Source organism: Arthrobacter sp. 49Tsu3.1M3 (genome assembly GCF_900168135.1).
Taxonomy (GTDB): domain Bacteria; phylum Actinomycetota; class Actinomycetes; order Actinomycetales; family Micrococcaceae; genus Arthrobacter.
In genome coordinates this window covers 42,842-60,969 of sequence record NZ_FUZD01000024.1, presented here as the reverse complement: position 1 = coordinate 60,969, position 18,128 = coordinate 42,842, and the positions used below count along the sequence as shown (strand labels likewise).

Genomic DNA, 18,128 nt, shown 5'->3' with positions numbered 1-18,128 from the left:
GGTCCAGCCGGTACGCGGCGGCCCGGGCCGCCGCGGTCAGGGACCGGTCACCGGCCCCGGCGAACGTCCCGGTGTCGGCGGCGAGTTCGGCGTCGACGGCGGCCCGGTCGGCGGCGGCCAGGCAGGAGGTTTCGCGCACGAGCAGGGTGGCGCGCCATTCGTTGAGCTGCCCGGTCTGCAGGGCGGTGAGGGTGTGGGGCATTTCGGTCACGAGGGCTTTGGCCAGGCCGAGGAGCCGGCCGCCTCTGGCGGGGGATTCGCGCCGGGCCAGGGTGATCTGCGCGCCGACCCCGGCGCCGAGCTTCTCCGCGGGCACCCCGGCGGCCTGTTCGCGGCGCTGGGACAGATCCAGTGCGACGGCGAGCCAGGCCTGTTCCGCGGCCGCGGCGGATTTCTGGTCTTCCAGTTCCCGGATCCGGTCGATGATCCGGGCACTGTCCGCGGCCGCAGGGACGGCGGCCAGCGGCCCGCCGCAGCGGCGGCGGCGAAGGATCGGGCGCGGCCGAGGCCGCCGTCGCCGTGTCCCGCCGGAACCGCGTCGGGCCCCTGATTGCCGTCCATGAATCCAGTCTCCTTCGGGGGTCGGACATTAATAGGGGTAACCAGACGGAGGTCGCTAGGTCAGCGGGGTTGGGGAGTCGTCGGCGGTTGTGGAGATGCGACCGCGAGTTCCCGGCGTCCGAAGACCCCCATTCGGTCGCCCGGCCCCTGTCTCAAAAACGGGCGCGGGTCCATCATGGGAGAGGGCGTTAGCGCTGCGCCCCAAGCAGAACCGGGCGGAGGATTGTCCATGAACCAGAGGGAATCTATCGCGACGAGGATCAGCTCGCTGCCTTCGGACCGCCGCTCGTTACTCAAAGCGGTCGGCGTCGGCGCCGCGGGTATAGCGTGCATGCCGCTGCTGGCCGCCTGCACGGCCCAAGGTGCCCCCGCGGGCGCCGGAAGCAGTGCCTCTGGCGCCTCCGGTACGCCGTCGGCGTCTCTGCTTCCGGCGCCGGAACCGCAGGTCAAACCGCTCCTGGACCAACAGAAGGTCAACGCGGCCTTGGCCAAGCTGGACGGGATGGTCCAGGGCGTGATGGAGAGTACCGGTGTTCCCGGCGTCGCCGTGGCCGTGGTCTACCAAGACCAAATGGTGTACGCCAAGGGCTTCGGCGTGCGGGAATCGGGCAGGCCCGAGACAGTGGATGCGGATACCGTTTTTCAATTGGCCTCGGTGTCGAAGCCCTTGGCCTCCACGGTGGCGGCCGTGGCCGTGGGCCGCAAGGCCATCTCCTGGACGGAACCGGTGATCAACCACACCCCCGGCTTCGACCTGAAGGACCCCTACGTCACGCGGAACGCCACAGCGGCCGACCTGTTGTCACATCAAGGCGGCCTCAGCACGGGGGCGGGCGATCTGTTGGAAGATCTTGGATTCGACCAGTCCTACATTCTCAGCCACCTCAACCAGCAGCCGCTGGACTCATTCCGTTCGAGCTACAACTACAGCAACTTCGGCTACACGGCTGGTGCACAGGCTGTCGCCGATGCCATGAACAAGCCCTGGGCAGACCTCGCCGAAGAAGTCTTGTTCAAGCCTTTGGGCATGTCATCCACGAGCTATCGCCACGCGGACTACCAAAAGGCGACGAACAAGGCTCTGATCCACGTCCCCGCCGGTAATAAGACCTGGGTGGCCAAGTACACCCGGGATGCCGACGCCGAAGCACCCGCCGGCGGGGCCAGCTCCTCCGTGCGCGACCTGGCCCGCTGGATCCGCCTGCAGCTCGCCAACGGCAGCTTTGAGGGAAGCGAGGTTATCGACCCGGACGCGCTGGGCGTCACGCATGTCCCGCACGCCGTCTCGGGCCCACCGGCGACGCCGGGCGCCCGCACCCGCTTCTACGGCTTGGGCTGGAACGTCTCCTACGACGACCACGCCCGGCTCATGCTTGGGCACTCGGGAGCCTTCAACCTTGGTGCCGCGACCGCCGTCTCACTGCTCCCCGGCGAGCAGCTGGGCATTGTGGCCCTGACCAATGGCCGGCCGCAGGGCATCCCCGAAGCCATCTGCGCCGCATTCCTGGACACGGCCCAGAACGGCGCCCCGACAGTGGACTGGATCGGATTCACCTCGGGGGTCTTCCAGAAGATCGATGAGGCGGAGAAGCCCAAAGTCGACTACTCCAAGGCGCCGGCCCAGGCCAAACCGGCGCAGGGCAACGATTTCTACGTCGGCAGTTACGCGAACTCCTACTACGGCCCGCTCACCGTCGCGGTGGAGAGCGGCGTGCTGACCCTTGAGCTGGGCCCTGCCGGCAGGACCACCAAGTTCCCGCTCACTCATTTCGACGGCGACACCTTCAGCTTTGAATCCATCGGCGAGAACGCCAACGGTCTTGCCGGGGCCATCTTCGCCCCCGGCGCGAGCGCCCCTGGCGGGCGCGCCGCGGCCGGAGGCGGCAAGGCTTCGAGCGTCAGGCTTGATTTCTACGATCAGACCGGGCTGGGCACCTTCACCCGCGGCTGAGCCCGGACTTCAGAGAGTGAGCTTCTTCCGTAAGCTTCAAAGGAACGCCGCGAGCCCCGATCCAAGGAACCCATGCCCATCAACACACAGTCGCTGAAACAGGATGGCTTCACCGGTTTCCGTCCGCTCCAAGACCTTGACATCAACCGGATCCCGCAGAAGCCCGGGATCTTCGCGGTACTGCGGCCCGAGGGCTTCCGGCCCCAGTTCCTGGCCAGGAGCACCGCCGGCATCTTCAAGAAGAAGAACCCCAGCCTCAAGACGGAAGCTCTCGACGCCGAATGGGTGGACGGCGCCGATGTCCTCTTTGTAGGCAAAGCCGGCCCCGGAAGCAAGGGCAACCGCGGACTGCGCCGGCAAATCCAGGAATTCGTCGACTTCGGCGAGGGCAAGCCGCCGGGCCACTGGGACGGCCGGCTCATCTGGCAGCTCGCCGCGCCCGGGTCCCTGATCATCGCGTGGAAAGAGTTGCCCGTTGAGCAACTCAACGCGGCCGAAGCCCGGTACCATGCCGCATTCGTCGAAGAGTACGGCCGCCTGCCGTACGCCAACTTGGTCCAGGCGCGCGTCAAAGGTGCTTAGCCGCCGTACGTGAACCGTCCCGCCACTAACGTGGCGGCCACCGGCATCGCCGCAAACTCCGCGTCCGACACGGTCAGCGGGTCGCCGTCGAGCACTGCAATATCGGCGGGGTCCCCGACCCGGAGACGGCCGCGACCGCGGGTCGAGGCCGTGAGGGCCTCCTGCCGCGTGAGGGCCTGCTCGGGATGCCACGGTCCGCGGCCATCCAGCCGGGCCCGCGCCGCGGCCGCGGACATGGCAATCCACGGATCCAGCGGAGCTACAGGTGCGTCCGAGCCCAGGGCGAGAGTTGCACCGGCGGCCAGCAATGAACGGAGCGGGAAGGACCGGTCCGTGCGCCCCGGCCAGTTGGCCTCGGCGGCGTCCCGGTCATCGAGGGCATGCGCAGGCTGGACGCTCGCGGTCACGCCCAATAGGCCGAAGCGGGCGAAATCCTCGCTCCGGACAAACTGGGCATGCTCCACCCGTCCGCCGATGCCCGCCGCCTCAAACGCATCCAAGGCGATTTGGTTGGCCGCGTCGCCGATCGCGTGGACCGCCGGCACAAAACCCACCTGCCGCGCCCGGACCAGCAGGGCGAGCAGCTCCGCCTCGCTCACGGTCAGCAGCCCGTGGCCGCCGTTCGGATACGGGTCAACGCAGTAGGCTGTGCGGGTATTGAGTGAGCCATCGATCAGCACCTTCAAGGGGCCCACGCTCAGGAGCGCGCCTGCGCCGGCCACCGCCAAACCTGTCCGCAGTCCCTCGGCCACGGCCCGGTCCAGATCCTGCGGATAGACGCCCGCCTCAACCCGCAGGGCCGCGAAGCCGCCGGAGATCCTCCGCAGCCAGGCGTCGGGGTTCCACGTCATCTCGAAGTCCACGATCCCGACCACGCCCCGCGCGGCCGCAGCCTGACCTGCCTGCCGGACCCATGGGTCCACCACCGCATCCGGTAGCTGGCCGAGCTCCCGGGTCAGGTCGAACGCCGGTTCTTCCCGGAGCAGCCCGCCCGCATCCACCGGCACGCCGTACTGTTGGGCCGCTGCGGAGTTGAGCCAGACACTGTGGAGGTCGTGGCTGATCAGCGCCGTCGGCCGGCCGCGCGTCACGCCGTCCAGGAGGTCCAGGCTGGGCAGGTCCGGCCAGATGGCATCGCGGAAACCGACGCCCACCAGCGTCTGGACGGGACCCGGAGCGCCGGCGCCGTTTCCGGCCCCGGCGATATGGGCCCCGACGACGGCGGCTGCCTCGCGCGCCGAGCCGGCACCCGAGAGGTCAAGCCGGTTGGAGGCCAGCGCCCACTGCGTCATATGGACGTGCTCGTCCCACAGCCCAGGAATGACGTAGCGGCCCTCCAGATCCACCACCCGGGTTGCAGCGGGGAGCGCACCCGAGTCCCGGCGCGACGGGATGATCGCCGACACCACCCCGGCGCGAAGATGAACGTCGAGGCATATTTCCTCCCCGGGGTGCCGCACGGAGGCAAGCACGAGGTCCGGGGGTCGGCGGGCATCGAGCGGATCAGACATAGAACAAGGCTAGGCGGGCGACGCCGCAGGACCCAAAAGGCGCACACGGGACTTTCGCCCCTTACCTCAGCCACGAGCGCCCCCCAAGCTGAATTGTGTGGGGCGGTTGCTGCACGGCCAGTTGGGGGCCGTGTTGAGCGAATAACCACTTCACGCAATACGGCACGGGTCTCACCGCGAATTGGGGAAGGAAATGGCGTTTTGCACTTTCCGGCTTCAGCAGGAAAAGGCAGGAGACCACGGCCACATGAGTATCCATCACCATTCGGGGGACCCCAAACTCAAGGTGCTCATCCGCCTGAACGCCGACGATGAAACAGCTCGAATCGACGTGCATGGTGTGGTGACCGTAGCCAACGTGCGGGCACTGTATGTCGTTTGCCGCCGCGTCACGAGCAAGCTCCCCGCGTTCGAACTCGTGCTCGACCTCGCCCACGCCCGGGTCTCGGCCGCCGCGATCGAGGAACTCCGTGAGCGTGCCCGCGCCTCGTTGCTGTATTCGGGGATCGACGGCACGGAGACTCCCTGCCGTCTGCGCCTCGTGGACCCGCTGGTCATCCTCAAAACCAAGGAGCACGTATGAAAGCCCTCGTCTATGGCGGTCCCGGGGAGAAATCGTGGACCGAGGTCCCCGATCCCACAATCCAGAATCCCAGCGATGTGATCGTCAAAGTGGACACGACCACCATCTGTGGGACCGATCTGCACATCCTCAAAGGCGACGTCCCCGCGGTGACCAAGGGCCGCATCCTGGGCCACGAAGGGGTCGGCACCATCACGGAGATCGGCGCCTCCGTGACCAGCCTCAAGGTCGGGGACCGCGTCATCATTTCGTGCATCAAGTCCTGCGGGCACTGCGCCAACTGCAAGACAGGTCTGTATTCCCACTGCCTTGGGGAGGAGGGAACCTCCGGCATCGGCTGGGTTTTCGGACATCTGATCGACGGCACCCAGGCCGAGTTCGTCCGCGTACCCTACGCAGAGAACTCCCTGCATCTCTTGCCTGAGGGAGTCAGCGACCAGCAGGCCGTCATGCTCTCCGACATCCTGCCCACCGGCTTTGAGATCGGCGTGCAGTACGGCCGGGTCAAGCCCGGCGACACTGTTGCCGTCATCGGCGCGGGCCCCGTGGGACTTGCCGCGATCTCCACCGCCGGACTCTACGGCGCCGCCACGATCATCGCCGTCGACCTCGACGCGAACCGGCTCGAGAAATCCCGCGAATTCGGAGCCACCGATGTGGTCCTCTCATCCGATGCCGACTGGAAGGAGCAGCTCATGCTCCTGACCGACGGGCAGGGCGTGGACGTGGCGATCGAGGCCGTGGGTGTCCCGGCGACCTTCACGATGTGCACCGACATCGTGCGTCCCGGCGGCACCGTGGCCAACGTGGGCGTGCACGGCAAAGCCGTGGAACTGCACGTCGAGGACCTCTGGATCCGGAACATCAACATCAGCATGGGCCTGGTGAACACCAACACCACCCCCATGCTGCTCAAGCTCGTGGCACAGCAAAAGATCCCCGCGGACAGTTTCGCCACCCACCACTTCACCTTTGACGAGTTCATGGAGGCATACGACACTTTCGCCCGCGCCGCGGAGACGAAGGCCCTCAAAGTTGTAATCACGGCATGAAAGCGTTCGTTGTCCTCCGCGCCGGCAGTGCCGGCGCGATCGACGAAGCCAAGCCGTTCGTGATCTCGCTCGGGCGGTAGCGGCCCGGGCCGCCAGCTTCCGGAAGCCACGCCCGGCCGGGCGTGGCAAACGGACCATCTGAAAGGACGGCGGCCATGAAGGCAGGCCGGATTGTCATGCTGGTGATCGGCTCGCTGTGCGCGCTGGTCGGTTTGGGACTGCTGACGGGCGCTGGCTTTGCGGGCTGGGTCAACTACCAGCAACGTGACGGCAGGTACTTCATCACTCCGTCGGCGCCTTTCTCGGGCAACTCCTACGCGCTGACGACCCCCCGGCTGGACCTCATGACCGGCGGCGGCGTGGACGACGGCGTTCCAATGGACATTGCGGGCAGTGTGCTGCTCCGCGGTTCCTCCACCGATCCCGGCAAGGAAATCTTCATCGGGATTGCGCCGCGGGCCGACGTCGCGACATACCTGGCCGGTGTCCGGCGCACCGAAATCGTCGACGTCAGGTTCAACCCCTTCCGTGCGCAGTACCGCGAAGTGGCCGGCTCCCAGATCCCGTCCAATCCGGCGCAGCAGACCTTCTGGGCCGCGACTGCCACAGGCCCGGGGGAACAGGAACTGACCTGGAACCTCCGCTCCGGATCCTGGGCAGTGGTGGTCATGAATGCCGACGCGACCTCTCCGGTGAGCGTGAATCTGCAGGCAGGGGCACGGACAGATCTGCTCCTGCCGGTGTTCATCGGCCTGCTGATCGGCGGACTAGTGATGCTGCTGATCGGCGTGCCGCTGATAGTGCTGGGCGCCGTTGGACTCGGCCGTGGCAGCCCCGGCCAAGGCGGGACGGGCAGCGGTGTCCCTCCCGGCCACTTGCCGGCCCAGCCCGGCCAGCCGTATCCCGCGGGTCCCTACCCGCCCAGGGCCACGCCCGGCCGGCAGAACAGTGCGGCCCCGCCGGGTGCCGTGGCGGCCTACGCTGCCCCGCCGGGGAGTCCGTATCCGATGGCTCCGGGTGCTACGACCCCATATGTGTACCCAGCCCGCCTCCACGGCTACCTCGACCCGAACCTGTCACGGTGGATGTGGCTCGTGAAGTGGTTCCTGGCCATCCCGCACTTGATCGTCCTGTTTATCCTCTGGTTCGCCTTCGGAGTGGTCACGATCGTGGCGTGGTTCGCGATCCTGTTCACAGGACGCTACCCGCGCTCGCTGTTTAATTTCAGTGTCGGCGTGATCCGCTGGAACTGGCGTGTGGCCTTCTACGCCTTCAGCGCGATCGGCACGGACGCCTATCCCCCCTTCACCCTGGCCCGCACCGATTACCCGGCGGATTTCGACGTCGACTATCCCGAAAGGCTGTCCCGCGGCCTGGTGCTGGTGAAATCGTGGCTGCTGGCCATTCCACACCTGCTGCTTATCAGCCTGCTGACGGGGACCGCGAGGACGTGGGAGTACCGGGACGGCGAGTGGGTGCAGCAAAGTGTGGGCATCTCTCTTTTGGGGCTGCTGGTCCTCATCGCCGGCGTGATCCTGTTGTTCACGGGCCAGTACCAGCGGGGACTCTTCGACCTCCTGCTCGGCCTGAACCGCTGGATCTACCGCGTCATCGCCTACGTTGCCCTCATGCGGGACGAATATCCGCCGTTCCACCTTGATATGGGTCCGGTCGATCCGGCCGAACTGCCGGTGCCTGCATACGCCGGACCCGCGCTCGGAACCGGAGGACCCGCCCCCGGGCCCGTTGGGCCTGGACCAGCCACCGGACCCGGAGGGCTGCCCAGAAGCTGATGCCGCGCTGCGCCCGGTCCTCTTGCCACCCGCCCTCCGCAAGAACATAGTTGAGGGAATTCACGTACTCCGCGGCACTAGGCAGGCGACCATGGTGAACATCGGGATTCCGGAAAACGGCGTGCTTCACGGCAAGACCGCCCTGATCTACGGCGGCGGCGGGGCGGTCGGCGGGGCGGTGGCAAGGGCTTTAGCGGCCGACGGCGCCACAGTGCACATTGCCGGAAGGACGGAATCGCGGCTGGAAAAAGTAGCCAATGACATTCGCGAGGCAGGCGGCACAGCCGAAACCGCCGTCGTCGACGCCCTGGACGAAGAGCAGGTGGATGCCTTCGTAAGCCGGGTGGCGAAGAAGAGCAAGAGGATCGACATCTCCTTCAACGTGATTTCATTCGGCGACGTCCAGCAGCCACTCATGGAGATTGATGTGGATGACTTCACCCAGCCCATCACCCTGGCTGCGCGGACGCACTTCCTGACCACCCGCGCGGCCGCCGCCTACATGGTCAAGCAACGCTCCGGCGTCGTGCTCATGTTCGGCGGCTCGGGCCCGCAGACGATCCCCGGCCTGGGGGGTTTCAAGGTGGCGCTCGACGCGATGGAAGGACTGCGCCGGCAGTGGGCCCTGGAACTGGGAAAACACGGCATCAGGGTGGTCACCATGGTCACCGGCGGCATTATCGAAACCATCCCGTGGCAGGCCGAGGGCCGCGACGAGATCGTGGTGGAGATTGCCAGGGCTGCGCATTTGAACCGGACGGCCACGCTGACGGACGTCGGTAACGTGGCCTCCTTCATCGTCTCGGACAAGGCGGCGGCCATCACGGACGCGACCGTCAACATCTCCGCCGGCGCGATCGTGGACTACTGAGGCCGGTCAGGCCACCAGGTTGGCTGCGGCGACGTCCATGTGTTCGAGGACAGTCGTGCGGGCCAGTGTCGCGTTGCCGGTCTCGATCGCGGCGACGATGTCGTGGTGCCGGTCCACGCTCATGTTCTTGACGGCCCTCTCGATCCCGGCAAACATGATGGACATCCGAATGGAGCCCTCAAGAGACTCCCAGGAGTGCAGCAGGGTCTCGTTTCCGGTGAGCCGGCACAGTGTTCGGTGGAACTCCAGATCGGATTCAATCCGTTCCTCCAGGCTGGCCTCGGCGGCCGCGGCCATGGCATCGACGGCCGAGCGCAGGGATGCAATCACGGAGGTCCGGTCCGGCAACTCACACAGTGTCCGGACCGCAAGCGATTCGAGCGCAGCCCGGACAGCGAAGATGTCCCGGATTTCCTTGCCGTCCAGGTGCCGCACAGACAGCCGGCCCCGCGGTCCGGCCGACAGCAGTCCTTCTTGCTCCAGCTGACGCAGTGCCTCGCGCAGTGTTCCGCGACTGATCTGGAGCATGTCGGAGAGCTCGGTCTCCACCAGATGCCGCCCTGGCTCCAGCTCTCCGCTCGTGATGGCCGTGCGCAGGGCGGATAGCGCCTGCTCGCGGAGGCTCTTCTTTTCCAGTCCGAGAAGCGGGGCTGTTGCTCCGGCCATCGTTAGTCCTCACGCTCAGCGGTCAACTTTTTGTCAGCGGTCAACTGTTTCAGTGGTCAACTGTTTACAGTTGGTGTGTTAACAGTTGATGGTACGGCATGGGCGGAGCCGGCGACTGCCGGCCCCGCGCCATCGTCAGCCAAGTTCGGCGAGCACCTTGGCTACGACCCTCTGCACCGAGAGGCCGTAGCGTTCGTGCAGGGTGGGCAGTGCGCCCGCGTCCAGGAATTCGTCCGGCAGCGCCACCGGCACCACCCGTTTGCCCAGCCCCGCGGTGACCACGGCCGAGGCCACGGTCTCGAACAAGCCCCCCACCACACTGTGGTTCTCCAGCGTGACCGCGAGTCGGTCGGTGTTCAGCTCGGCGAGGACCGTCGCGGTGTCGAACGGCTTGATGGTGGGCGCGTGGACGACCGCGACATCCACGTGGTGCGCTGCCAGGGCCTCGGCCGCCTGGAGGGCCCGCATGGTCATGAGCCCGCTGGAGATGAAGACGACGTCACGGCCGCCGCGCAGGACTTTCGCCTTGCCGAGTTCGAACGTGTAGTCGTACTCGTCCAGCACGGTGGGGACGTTGCCGCGCAGCAGACGCAAGTATGTGGGCCCCTCGCTGGCCGCCAACTGCGGGACCGCCTGCTCGATGTCCAGCGAGTCGCAGGGATCCACGATGGTCAGGTTGGGCATCCCGCGGAAGATCGCCATGTCCTCGGTCGCCTGGTGGCTTGGACCGTACCCGGTGGTCAGCCCCGGGAGCCCGCCGACGATATTGACGTTGAGGTTTGGCTCGGCGGCATCCAGGCACAGGAAATCGTAGGCGCGCCGGGCAGCGAACACCGAGTACGTCGAGGCGAACGGGACAAGTCCGATCTCAGCCAGGCCGGCAGCGGCGCCGAAGAGCAGCTGTTCGGCCATGCCCATCTGGAAGAAGCGTTCCGGGAAGGCCTGGGCGAAAATGTGCATGTCCGTGTACTTGCCCAGGTCCGCGGTCAGTCCCACGATCTTGTCATTCTCCTGCGCGGCCTTGACCAGGGCATGCCCGAACGGCGCGGACGCGGTCTTCTGACCCGGGTCCGCGAAGGAGGCGATCATGGCCGAGGTCTTCAGCTTCGGTGTTGTTGCGGTACTCATCGTGCGGCCTTTCCTTCGAAACCTGTGGTCAGCTGCTCGCGGCAGAGCTGCCATTCGTGTTCTTCGATGCGCATGAAGTGGGCTTTTTCGCGGTCCTCGAGCAGCGGCACGCCCCGGCCCACCTTCGTGTCGCAGAGGATCACGGAGGGACGTCCGACGGCGGCCGCCTGGGCGGCTGCGTTGTCGAACGCGGCCAGCAGCGCGCCGACGTCGTTCCCGTTCACGCGCTGGGCGTACCAGCCAAACGCCTGCCACTTTTCGGTGACGGGCTCGGTGCGCAGCACGGTGTCGGTCTTGCCGTCGGCCTGCAGGGCGTTGATGTCCACCATGGCGGTGAGGTTGCCGAGCCGGTGGTGGTGGGCGCCCATCGCGGCCTCCCACGTGGAGCCCTCGTCGAGTTCGCCGTCGGAGAGGAAGTTATAGACCCGGGAACCCGAACCCTGGTAGCGCAGACCCAGGGCGGCGCCGACGGCGATCGAGAGGCCGTGGCCGAGGGAGCCGCCGGAAATCTCCATGCCCGGGGTGTAGGTGGACATCCCAGACATCGGCAGCCGGGAGTCGTCCGAGCCGTAGGTCTCCAGTTCCTTGACCGGGATGATTCCGGCCTCGGCGAGAGCCGCGTAGTGGCCGATCGCGTAGTGGCCAGTGGAGAGCAGGAACCGATCGCGGTCCTCCCACTCAGGATCCTCGGCCCGGAACCGGAGCTGGTCTGCGTAAACCGCGGCGAGCATATCGGCCGCGCCGAGGGCCTGGCCCACGTAGCCTTGGCCCTGGACTTCGCCCATGTTCAGGGCATGGCGGCGGATCCGGTAGGCGGCTCCTTCGACCCGTGCCAGGCGTTCTGCCTCGACGTCGGAGGCTTTGCCTCGGGTGGTTATTTCCTGTGTTGAAACCACGATTCTGCCTTTCAAATATGACGTGACGAGCTGCTGCGGGAGGCCTTCGACGGCTTCCGGGGCGGTGCGTTTCTACGCGCTCACATGGGTGGGGGTGCTTTTGGTGGCCTGATCCGCGAGTTCACGTTCGCGCTTGCCCCAGGTTTCACGGGTGGCGACGGCGGCCCACAGGCCGATGGCGGCGTAGGTGCCGAAGAGCAGTGCCGGTCCCATCCAGCCGAAGCTGACGAAGAGCAATGTGGTGATGAACGGGGTGAACCCTGAGACCATGGCCGAGATCTGGTAGGCCAGCGAGGCTCCGGAGGCGCGGGTCTTGGCCTGGAACAGCTCCGGGAACCACGGGCCCTGGGCGCCGGCCAGGGAGTTCTGGCAGACGGCGTAGGAGATCACGAGAGTGGCGATGATGAAGATGAACAGTCCGGTGTTGACCAGCAGGAACATCGGCACCGCGAAGGCCACGGCGAAGGCGCAGGACCAGATGTAGAGCGGGCGCCGGCCGATCCTGTCCGTCAGCCGTGCCCAGGCCTGGGTGGCGAAGATGCCGATTGCGGAGGCGATGCACAAGGCCACGAGCGTCTGGGACTTGTCGGCCAGGTGCTGGCTGTTCAGGTAGGAAATCATGTACGTGATGGACACGGCGTAGCCGGCGGTCTCGGCGATGCGCAGGCCGATGCCCTTGACGATGTTGCGCCAGTCGGTCTTCAGGACCTCTGTGATGGGCGACTTGACGATGTCGCCACTGTCCTTGACCTCGTCGAAGACGGGGGATTCGGGGACCTTGGAGCGGATGATCAGGCCGACAACGACCAGCACGATGCTGGCGAGGAAGGGAATGCGCCAGGCAAGTTCGCCGCCGAGCTGGACACTGAAGAGGAACACGAGGTTGGCCAGCAACAGCCCGACCGGGAAGCCGGCCTGAACCATGCCGGTGTACTTTCCCTTCGATTTCCAGGGTGCGTGTTCGTAGCTCATGAGGATGGCGCCGCCCCACTCTGCGCCGAAGGCCAGACCCTGGATGATGCGGACGAACACCAGCAGAGCCGGAGCCAACAGACCCACCTGGGCGTAGGTGGGGAGCAGGCCGATGACGAAAGTGGCGATGCCCATGAGGATCAGGGAGGCCACCAGGACCGGCTTGCGGCCGACCTTGTCCCCGAGGTGCCCGCCGATGATGCCGCCGATCGGGCGGGCCGCGAAGCCGACACCCAGGGTGGCGAAGGCAGCCAGGGTTCCGGTCACGGGATCGCCGGTGGGGAAGAAGGCCGTACCGAAGTACAGGGCAGCCGCCGTGCCGAAGCCGATGAAGTCATAGGTTTCGATGACGGCGCCGACGCTGGAGCCGAGCGCGACCCGTTTCGCTTCCCTGGTGCCGTGCACTGGGCCCCGCATGGTCAGAGCTTCGTTGCTCATGTCAATCCCTTTCGAAGAGAGCTGCCGACGCTTCCGCACCGACACTGTCGACTGTTAACAGATGATACGCCAGTGTGACCCGCGCCATAAGGCAATGTCAACAGTCAACTTTAAAGGTTGACTGTTGACAGTCGAATTTTATAGTGTGGTCCATATCACCACCGCCTCCGGGCGCGACCAGAGGATCAACGACGATGTTCAATTCCCGACTCGGCTGCTCGTCTATCAGCTTCCGCCACCAGAGCCTGCCAGAGGCCCTGCGCACCATCGAGGGCCTCGGCTTCGAGGAAATAGATCTCGGTGCCCTACCCGGAGTGTGCGACCACGTTCCTTACGACCTCGACGCCGATGCCGTCGCCGCCGTCACGGCCGAGGTGCTCGCCTCCGGGCTGCGGGTCCGGTCGGTTAACGGGGACATCGGGGACCTGAACGCCTTGCTCGACGCCGACGCACAGTCGGCACGGAACCGGCACCTTGACGCGCTGCTCACCCTGGCAGCCGGTACGGGCGCCAAGGCGCTGGTCCTGCCCTGCGGCGCCCTCGGCCACGACCCGGTCCGGAGCCTCGACGAAGACCTGGACGCCATTGCCGCGCAGCTCACGGCCGCCAAGCGGCGGGCCGACGTGTTCGGCGTCGAGCTCTGGACCGAGTCCCTGCACTTCCTCAGGTTCTGCTGGAACCTTGAGCGCGCGGAACAGCTGGCCGGGCGGCTGGCCGGTTCCGGGGTCGGGATCGTCATGGACTTCAGCCATATCGTGGCCGCCGGCGAGGATCCGTTGGACTACCTCAGGCGCCATCAGGGCCGGATCGCCCACGTCCACTTGCGCGATGCCGTGCCGGGGAACATCAACCTCAGCATCGGCAACGGCCAGGCCGATTTCGCGGCCGGCCTGACGGCCCTCGCGGCTGACGGCTACACCGGCAACTTCTCCCTGGAGCTGGAGACCCGGGACGTGACGCACGGGGAGCGCCCCGCAGCGGCCGCCAAGGCCGCGAGCTTCATCACAGACCTCATCTGAACCATCGATTGCTCCGAAACGGCCCTTTTGGACCGCCAAAACGGCGCCATTGGAGCAATCGATTCAATCCAAGACACAACACCAACCCAAGGAGCATCATGAGCACCATCCAGCGCACCGCCGTCCTCACCGGGGCAACCTCGGACCGGGGCATCGGCATCACCACCGCACGCCGCTACGCCAGCCAGGGCTGGGCCGTGGTGATCCTGGACCTCGACGGCGAGAAGTCCGCCAAGGTCGCAGCGGAGATCGGCAACGAGTTCACCGTTCCCGCGTTTGGCTACGAGGTCGACGTCGCCAGCGAGGACTCCGTGACAGCCGCGTACAACGCCGTGGCCGCCGAGGTCCGCTCCGGCAGCCTCCCTGCTGTCGGCGCCCTGGCCAACATCGCCGGCATCACCTCCCCGGTCCCGTTCCTCGAGACCACCCTGGAGCTGTGGAACAAGGTCATGGCCGTGAACGCCACAGGCACCTACCTGGTCACCAAGGCGTTCCTGCCGGACATGATTGCCAGCGGCTGGGGCCGGATCGTGAACATGTCCTCCGTCTCCGCCCAGCGCGGCGGCGGCGTCTTCGGAAAGGTCCCGTACTCCGCAGCCAAGGCCGCCATCCTGGGCTTCACCAAGGCCCTGGCCCGCGAAATCGGCAGCACCGGCGTGACTGTCAACGCCATCACCCCCGGCGCCGTGGACACGAACATCCGCGTGGGCAGCACCGAAGAACAGGAAGCCGCCATCAACGCCGGAATTCCGCTGGGGCGCAACGCCAGCACCGAGGAAATCGCGGCCGTCATCACGTTCCTGTCCTCCGAGGAGTCCGCCTACCTCACCGGAACCACCATCGATATCAACGGCGGAAGCCACATCCACTAGCAGTCCCGCCGTCGGGAAGACCGCGAGCAGCTGAAAGAGCCCACGATGACCAGAATATTTAACGACCCGTCCGATTTCGCCGAGGAAGCCCTCGCCGGCTTCTGCGACGTCCATGCGAACCTGGTGCGCCAGGTCCCCGGCGGCGCCGTCCGCCGGCACCGGCCCCGCCAACCGAAGGTGGCCGTGCTGGCCGGCGGCGGCTCGGGGCACTACCCGGCCTTCGCCGGGCTGATCGGCACCGGACTGGCCGACGGCGCCGTCGTCGGGAATATCTTTACTTCGCCGTCGGCCCAGCAGGCATACTCCGTGGCCAAGGCGGCCGATTCCGGCGCCGGGGTGGTCTTCACCTATGGCAACTACGCGGGCGACGTCATGAACTTCGGTATGGCCAGCGAACGGCTCGCCGCCGAGGGGATCGCAGTGGAGAACGTCCTGGTGACCGACGACGTCGCCAGCGCGCCGCCGTCGGAGTCGGAAAAACGCCGCGGCATTGCCGGTGATTTCACGGTCTTCAAGATCATGGGCGCGGCCGCCGAAGCCGGCGCCGACCTCGCCGAGGTGGTGCGCCTGGGCCGGAAGGCCAACGACCTGACCCGCACCATCGGCAGTGCCTTCCACGGCTGCACCTTCCCCGGCGCCGAGGCGCCGCTGTTCACCCTCGAGGACCGGCAGATGGGCCTCGGCCTGGGCATTCACGGCGAACCCGGCCTGTTCGACACGGATCTGCCGCCCGCGAAGGAGCTGGGCCAGGAGTTCGTGTCCCGGCTGCTGGCTGAGGCGCCCCATGGTGCGGGAGACCGCATCGCCGTCATTCTCAATGGGCTCGGTTCGACTAAGCACGAAGAACTCTTCGTCCTCTGGCTCGGCGTCGCACCGCTGCTTCGCGCCGCCGGCTACACACTGGTGATGCCGGAAGTCGGCGAGCTGGTCACAAGCCTGGATATGGCCGGTGTGTCCCTGACCGTGACGTGGCTCGATGACGAACTCGAGCCGCTCTGGACCGCTCCGGCGGAGACCCCCGCCTACCGGCGCGGGAATGCCGCACTCCCCGGCACCGAGGCGGACGAGTCGATCCCGGCCGAGGACACCAAGGCGCCGGAGGCCTTCGCCGCGGCAGAAGCTTCACGCGACTATGCACAGCAGTGCGTTGCCGCCCTGGCGGCAGCCCGGGAAGCCATCCACGACGCCGAGAAGTTCCTTGGCGACCTCGATGCCATCGCCGGCGACGGAGACCACGGGCGGGGCATGGTCCGCGGGATTGATGCGGCGAGTGCCGCCGCGGCAGGCGCTGCGTCCCGCGGTGCCGGCGCCGGTGCCGCTCTGGCCGCCGCCGGCGATGCATGGGCGGACAACGCCGGCGGCACCTCCGGGGTGTTGTGGGGCGCCGGCCTGCGGGCCTTTGGCGAGGCCCTCGGCAACGACCGTGCACCGAGCGCAACCGAACTTGCGGCAGCGGTGGCAGCCTTTGCCGCCCGGATCGCCGAGCTCGGCAAGGCCGACGTCGGCGACAAGACCATGGTGGACGCGCTGGTCCCGTTTGCCGGGACCTTCAGCCGGCTCACCAGCGAAGGAGCCGGGGCGGATGCCGGCTGGGCGGAAGCTGCGCGGGAGGCTGCCTCCGCGGCGCAGGCCACCGCGGCCCTGCGCCCGCTGAAGGGCCGGGCGCGGCCCCTGGCGGAAAAGAGCGTGGGTACACCCGACCCCGGAGCCACGTCCCTGGCGATGGTGTTCACTGTGTTCGGTCCGCACCTTGCCGGTGTGCGGCAGGCTGCAGGGGCACGCCCGTGAGCCCGGCGGCGGGGATCCGGCTCATTGTGGGTGCGGACGAAGCCGGAGTGGATTACAAGGACCAGATCCTGGCGGACCTCCGGACGGACCCGCGGGTGGCCGAGGTCATCGACATTGGCGTCAACCGCGGCGACGCCCCGGAGGAGTTCGCCAAGCCTTACCCGTACGTGGGCATCGCCGCGGGCGAATTGATCCGGGACGGGCAGGCGGACCGGGCCATCCTGTTCTGCGGCACGGGGATCGGTGTCGCCATTGCCGCCAACAAGGTGGACGGCATCCGGGCCGCGACCGCCCATGACTCCTTCAGCGTGGAGCGGTCCGTACTTTCCAACGACTGCCAGGTCCTCACGATGGGCCAGCGGGTGGTGGGGTTGGAACTGGCACGGCGGCTCGCGCGGGAGTGGATCGGCTACACCTTCGATCCGTCCTCCGCCTCGGCGGACAAGGTCAGGGTGCTCACCGGCTACGAGGGATGCTGAGGCCTTCCCCGGGACGGTGTGCCAGGCACGGGCCCGGCGTCTTCCAAGAAATGGTATCTATTATGGGCCCGTGCCACCCATTGATGTAGTCCTCACCGCCTGGCAGATCGACTGGGCCGCCGCCGCCCTGATCGGCGGCTCGGCACTGCTGTATGCGCTGGGCCTGAGGGCCGCGGCGGCGCGCGGGCACCGCCATCCCGTGTGGCGGACGCTGGCGTTCTATCTTCTGGGCCTTGGGTCCCTGACAGTGCTGACCTGCGGGTTCCCTGGCGTCTACAGCGCGCAGCTCCGGTGGGCCTTCACGCTCAAGATTTCCCTGTTGCTCTTCGTGGTGCCGCTGCTGATCGGCCTGGGAAAGCCCATCTCCCTCGCCCGTGCGGCCCTGCCGCCGCGCGGCGTCGGCCGGCTGAACAGGGCGCTCGCTCACGGTGCGGTGCGGTTCGCCGGCAACTCCATGGCCGCCCCGCTCCTGGGCTTTGCCCTCTTCTCCACCTTCCTGACTCCGGCGTTCTACACCCTCCGCACAGCCCCTTGGGCCGAGGCGCTCCTGACGGTCGGGGTCCCGCTGCTTGGCATGATGATGGCCCTGCCGATCATCGAGGACGCTGACTTCCGCCGCTCCAGTGCGTTTTTCATCATGGAGTTCGTGTTTGTTTTCATCGAGCTGCTGGTCGATGCCGTGCCCGGGATCCTGCTGCGCCTCAACGGCCAGGTGCTGGATCACGTCGCAACGACGCCGTCCGCGTTGGGCTGGTTCCCCAACGCCCTGCGTGACCAGCAGCTGGCAGGGGACGTCCTGTGGTTCATCTGCGAAATTGTCGACTTGCCCCTGATCATCCTGATGTTCATCCGCTTCTCCCGCAGCGACAAGCGCGAGGCCCGCGGCTTTGACGAGCTCACGGATTCCCAGCTCGATGAACTGAATGCGGAGCACCTGCGGCGCGGCCGCTAAGTCCCCGCGCCCCG

General features: G+C 67.0%; 16 protein-coding genes and 1 pseudogene. 11 read left to right on the top strand and 6 right to left on the bottom strand.

The genetic code is table 11. The annotated features are described in order from the left end of the window. Positions 1-463 (bottom strand): annotated as a pseudogene (locus B5X90_RS18695) (HNH endonuclease); the annotation flags it as partial. Positions 464-790: 327 nt separating this feature from the next. On the opposite strand from B5X90_RS18695, the gene B5X90_RS18690 reads away from it, so the two are divergent. After that, on the top strand, positions 791-2,512 hold the full coding sequence (locus B5X90_RS18690; protein WP_256860328.1) for a serine hydrolase: 1,722 nt from the start codon (positions 791-793) through the stop codon (positions 2,510-2,512). Between the two features lie 72 nt (positions 2,513-2,584). Beyond that, on the top strand, positions 2,585-3,094 hold the full coding sequence (locus B5X90_RS18685) for a hypothetical protein (protein WP_079555422.1): 510 nt from the start codon (positions 2,585-2,587) through the stop codon (positions 3,092-3,094). Here the strand turns inward: B5X90_RS18685 and B5X90_RS18680 are convergent. Next, positions 3,091-4,605 (bottom strand): amidohydrolase, encoded by a 1,515-nt coding sequence (locus B5X90_RS18680; protein WP_179129207.1) that lies wholly within the window; start codon positions 4,603-4,605, stop codon positions 3,091-3,093. The genes B5X90_RS18685 and B5X90_RS18680 overlap by 4 nt on opposite strands. A 247-nt stretch (positions 4,606-4,852) precedes the next feature. Between B5X90_RS18680 and B5X90_RS18675 the strand changes: the two genes are divergently transcribed. From B5X90_RS18675 to B5X90_RS18660, 4 genes are all read left to right on the top strand, one after another. Next, entirely contained in the window at positions 4,853-5,188 is a 336-nt protein-coding gene (locus B5X90_RS18675; protein ID WP_143264814.1) for a hypothetical protein, read from the top strand. Then, positions 5,185-6,240, top strand: a complete 1,056-nt coding sequence (locus tag B5X90_RS18670) for a zinc-dependent alcohol dehydrogenase family protein (protein ID WP_079555420.1) — start codon at positions 5,185-5,187, stop codon at positions 6,238-6,240. The genes B5X90_RS18675 and B5X90_RS18670 overlap by 4 nt, the downstream gene beginning before the upstream one ends. A 155-nt stretch (positions 6,241-6,395) precedes the next feature. Then, entirely contained in the window at positions 6,396-8,033 is a 1,638-nt protein-coding gene (locus tag B5X90_RS18665; RefSeq protein ID WP_079555419.1) for a DUF4389 domain-containing protein, read from the top strand. A gap of 91 nt (positions 8,034-8,124) precedes the next feature. Next, positions 8,125-8,904, top strand: coding sequence for an SDR family NAD(P)-dependent oxidoreductase (locus B5X90_RS18660; RefSeq protein ID WP_079555418.1), 780 nt, complete (start codon positions 8,125-8,127; stop codon positions 8,902-8,904). Between the two features lie 6 nt (positions 8,905-8,910). Here B5X90_RS18660 and B5X90_RS18655 read toward each other — a convergent pair whose 3' ends face one another. The 4 genes from B5X90_RS18655 to B5X90_RS18640 all read right to left on the bottom strand — a co-directional run bounded on the left by B5X90_RS18655 (position 8,911) and on the right by B5X90_RS18640 (position 13,004). Then, the gene (locus tag B5X90_RS18655; RefSeq protein WP_079555417.1) at positions 8,911-9,570 is read right to left on the bottom strand and encodes a GntR family transcriptional regulator; all 660 of its coding nucleotides are present in this window, start codon (positions 9,568-9,570) and stop codon (positions 8,911-8,913) included. A gap of 135 nt (positions 9,571-9,705) precedes the next feature. Continuing rightward, positions 9,706-10,698 carry a transketolase family protein gene (locus tag B5X90_RS18650; protein ID WP_079555416.1) on the bottom strand — a complete coding sequence of 331 codons (993 nt, stop codon included), beginning with the start codon at positions 10,696-10,698 and terminating at the stop codon, positions 9,706-9,708. Next, positions 10,695-11,576: a transketolase gene (locus tag B5X90_RS18645; RefSeq protein WP_372702899.1), complete on the bottom strand. Its 882-nt coding sequence runs from the start codon at positions 11,574-11,576 to the stop codon at positions 10,695-10,697. Before B5X90_RS18645 ends, B5X90_RS18650 begins: the two co-directional genes overlap by 4 nt. A 90-nt stretch (positions 11,577-11,666) precedes the next feature. Beyond that, positions 11,667-13,004: an MFS transporter gene (locus B5X90_RS18640; RefSeq protein WP_079555414.1), complete on the bottom strand. Its 1,338-nt coding sequence runs from the start codon at positions 13,002-13,004 to the stop codon at positions 11,667-11,669. 194 nt (positions 13,005-13,198) lie between these two features. Between B5X90_RS18640 and B5X90_RS18635 the strand changes: the two genes are divergently transcribed. From B5X90_RS18635 to B5X90_RS18615, 5 genes are all read left to right on the top strand, one after another. Further along, entirely contained in the window at positions 13,199-14,023 is an 825-nt protein-coding gene (locus B5X90_RS18635; RefSeq protein WP_079555413.1) for a sugar phosphate isomerase/epimerase family protein, read from the top strand. 98 nt (positions 14,024-14,121) lie between these two features. Continuing rightward, complete coding sequence (locus B5X90_RS18630; RefSeq protein WP_079555412.1) at positions 14,122-14,895, top strand: SDR family NAD(P)-dependent oxidoreductase; 774 nt, start codon at positions 14,122-14,124, stop codon at positions 14,893-14,895. A 45-nt stretch (positions 14,896-14,940) separates the two neighbouring features. Continuing rightward, positions 14,941-16,683 carry a dihydroxyacetone kinase family protein gene (locus B5X90_RS18625; protein ID WP_079555411.1) on the top strand — a complete coding sequence of 581 codons (1,743 nt, stop codon included), beginning with the start codon at positions 14,941-14,943 and terminating at the stop codon, positions 16,681-16,683. A 14-nt stretch (positions 16,684-16,697) separates the two neighbouring features. Continuing rightward, positions 16,698-17,162 (top strand): ribose-5-phosphate isomerase, encoded by a 465-nt coding sequence (locus B5X90_RS18620; RefSeq protein WP_079555429.1) that lies wholly within the window; start codon positions 16,698-16,700, stop codon positions 17,160-17,162. Between the two features lie 70 nt (positions 17,163-17,232). After that, positions 17,233-18,114, top strand: a complete 882-nt coding sequence (locus tag B5X90_RS18615) for a cytochrome c oxidase assembly protein (RefSeq protein WP_079555410.1) — start codon at positions 17,233-17,235, stop codon at positions 18,112-18,114. The last annotated feature ends 14 nt before the right edge of the window (positions 18,115-18,128 follow it).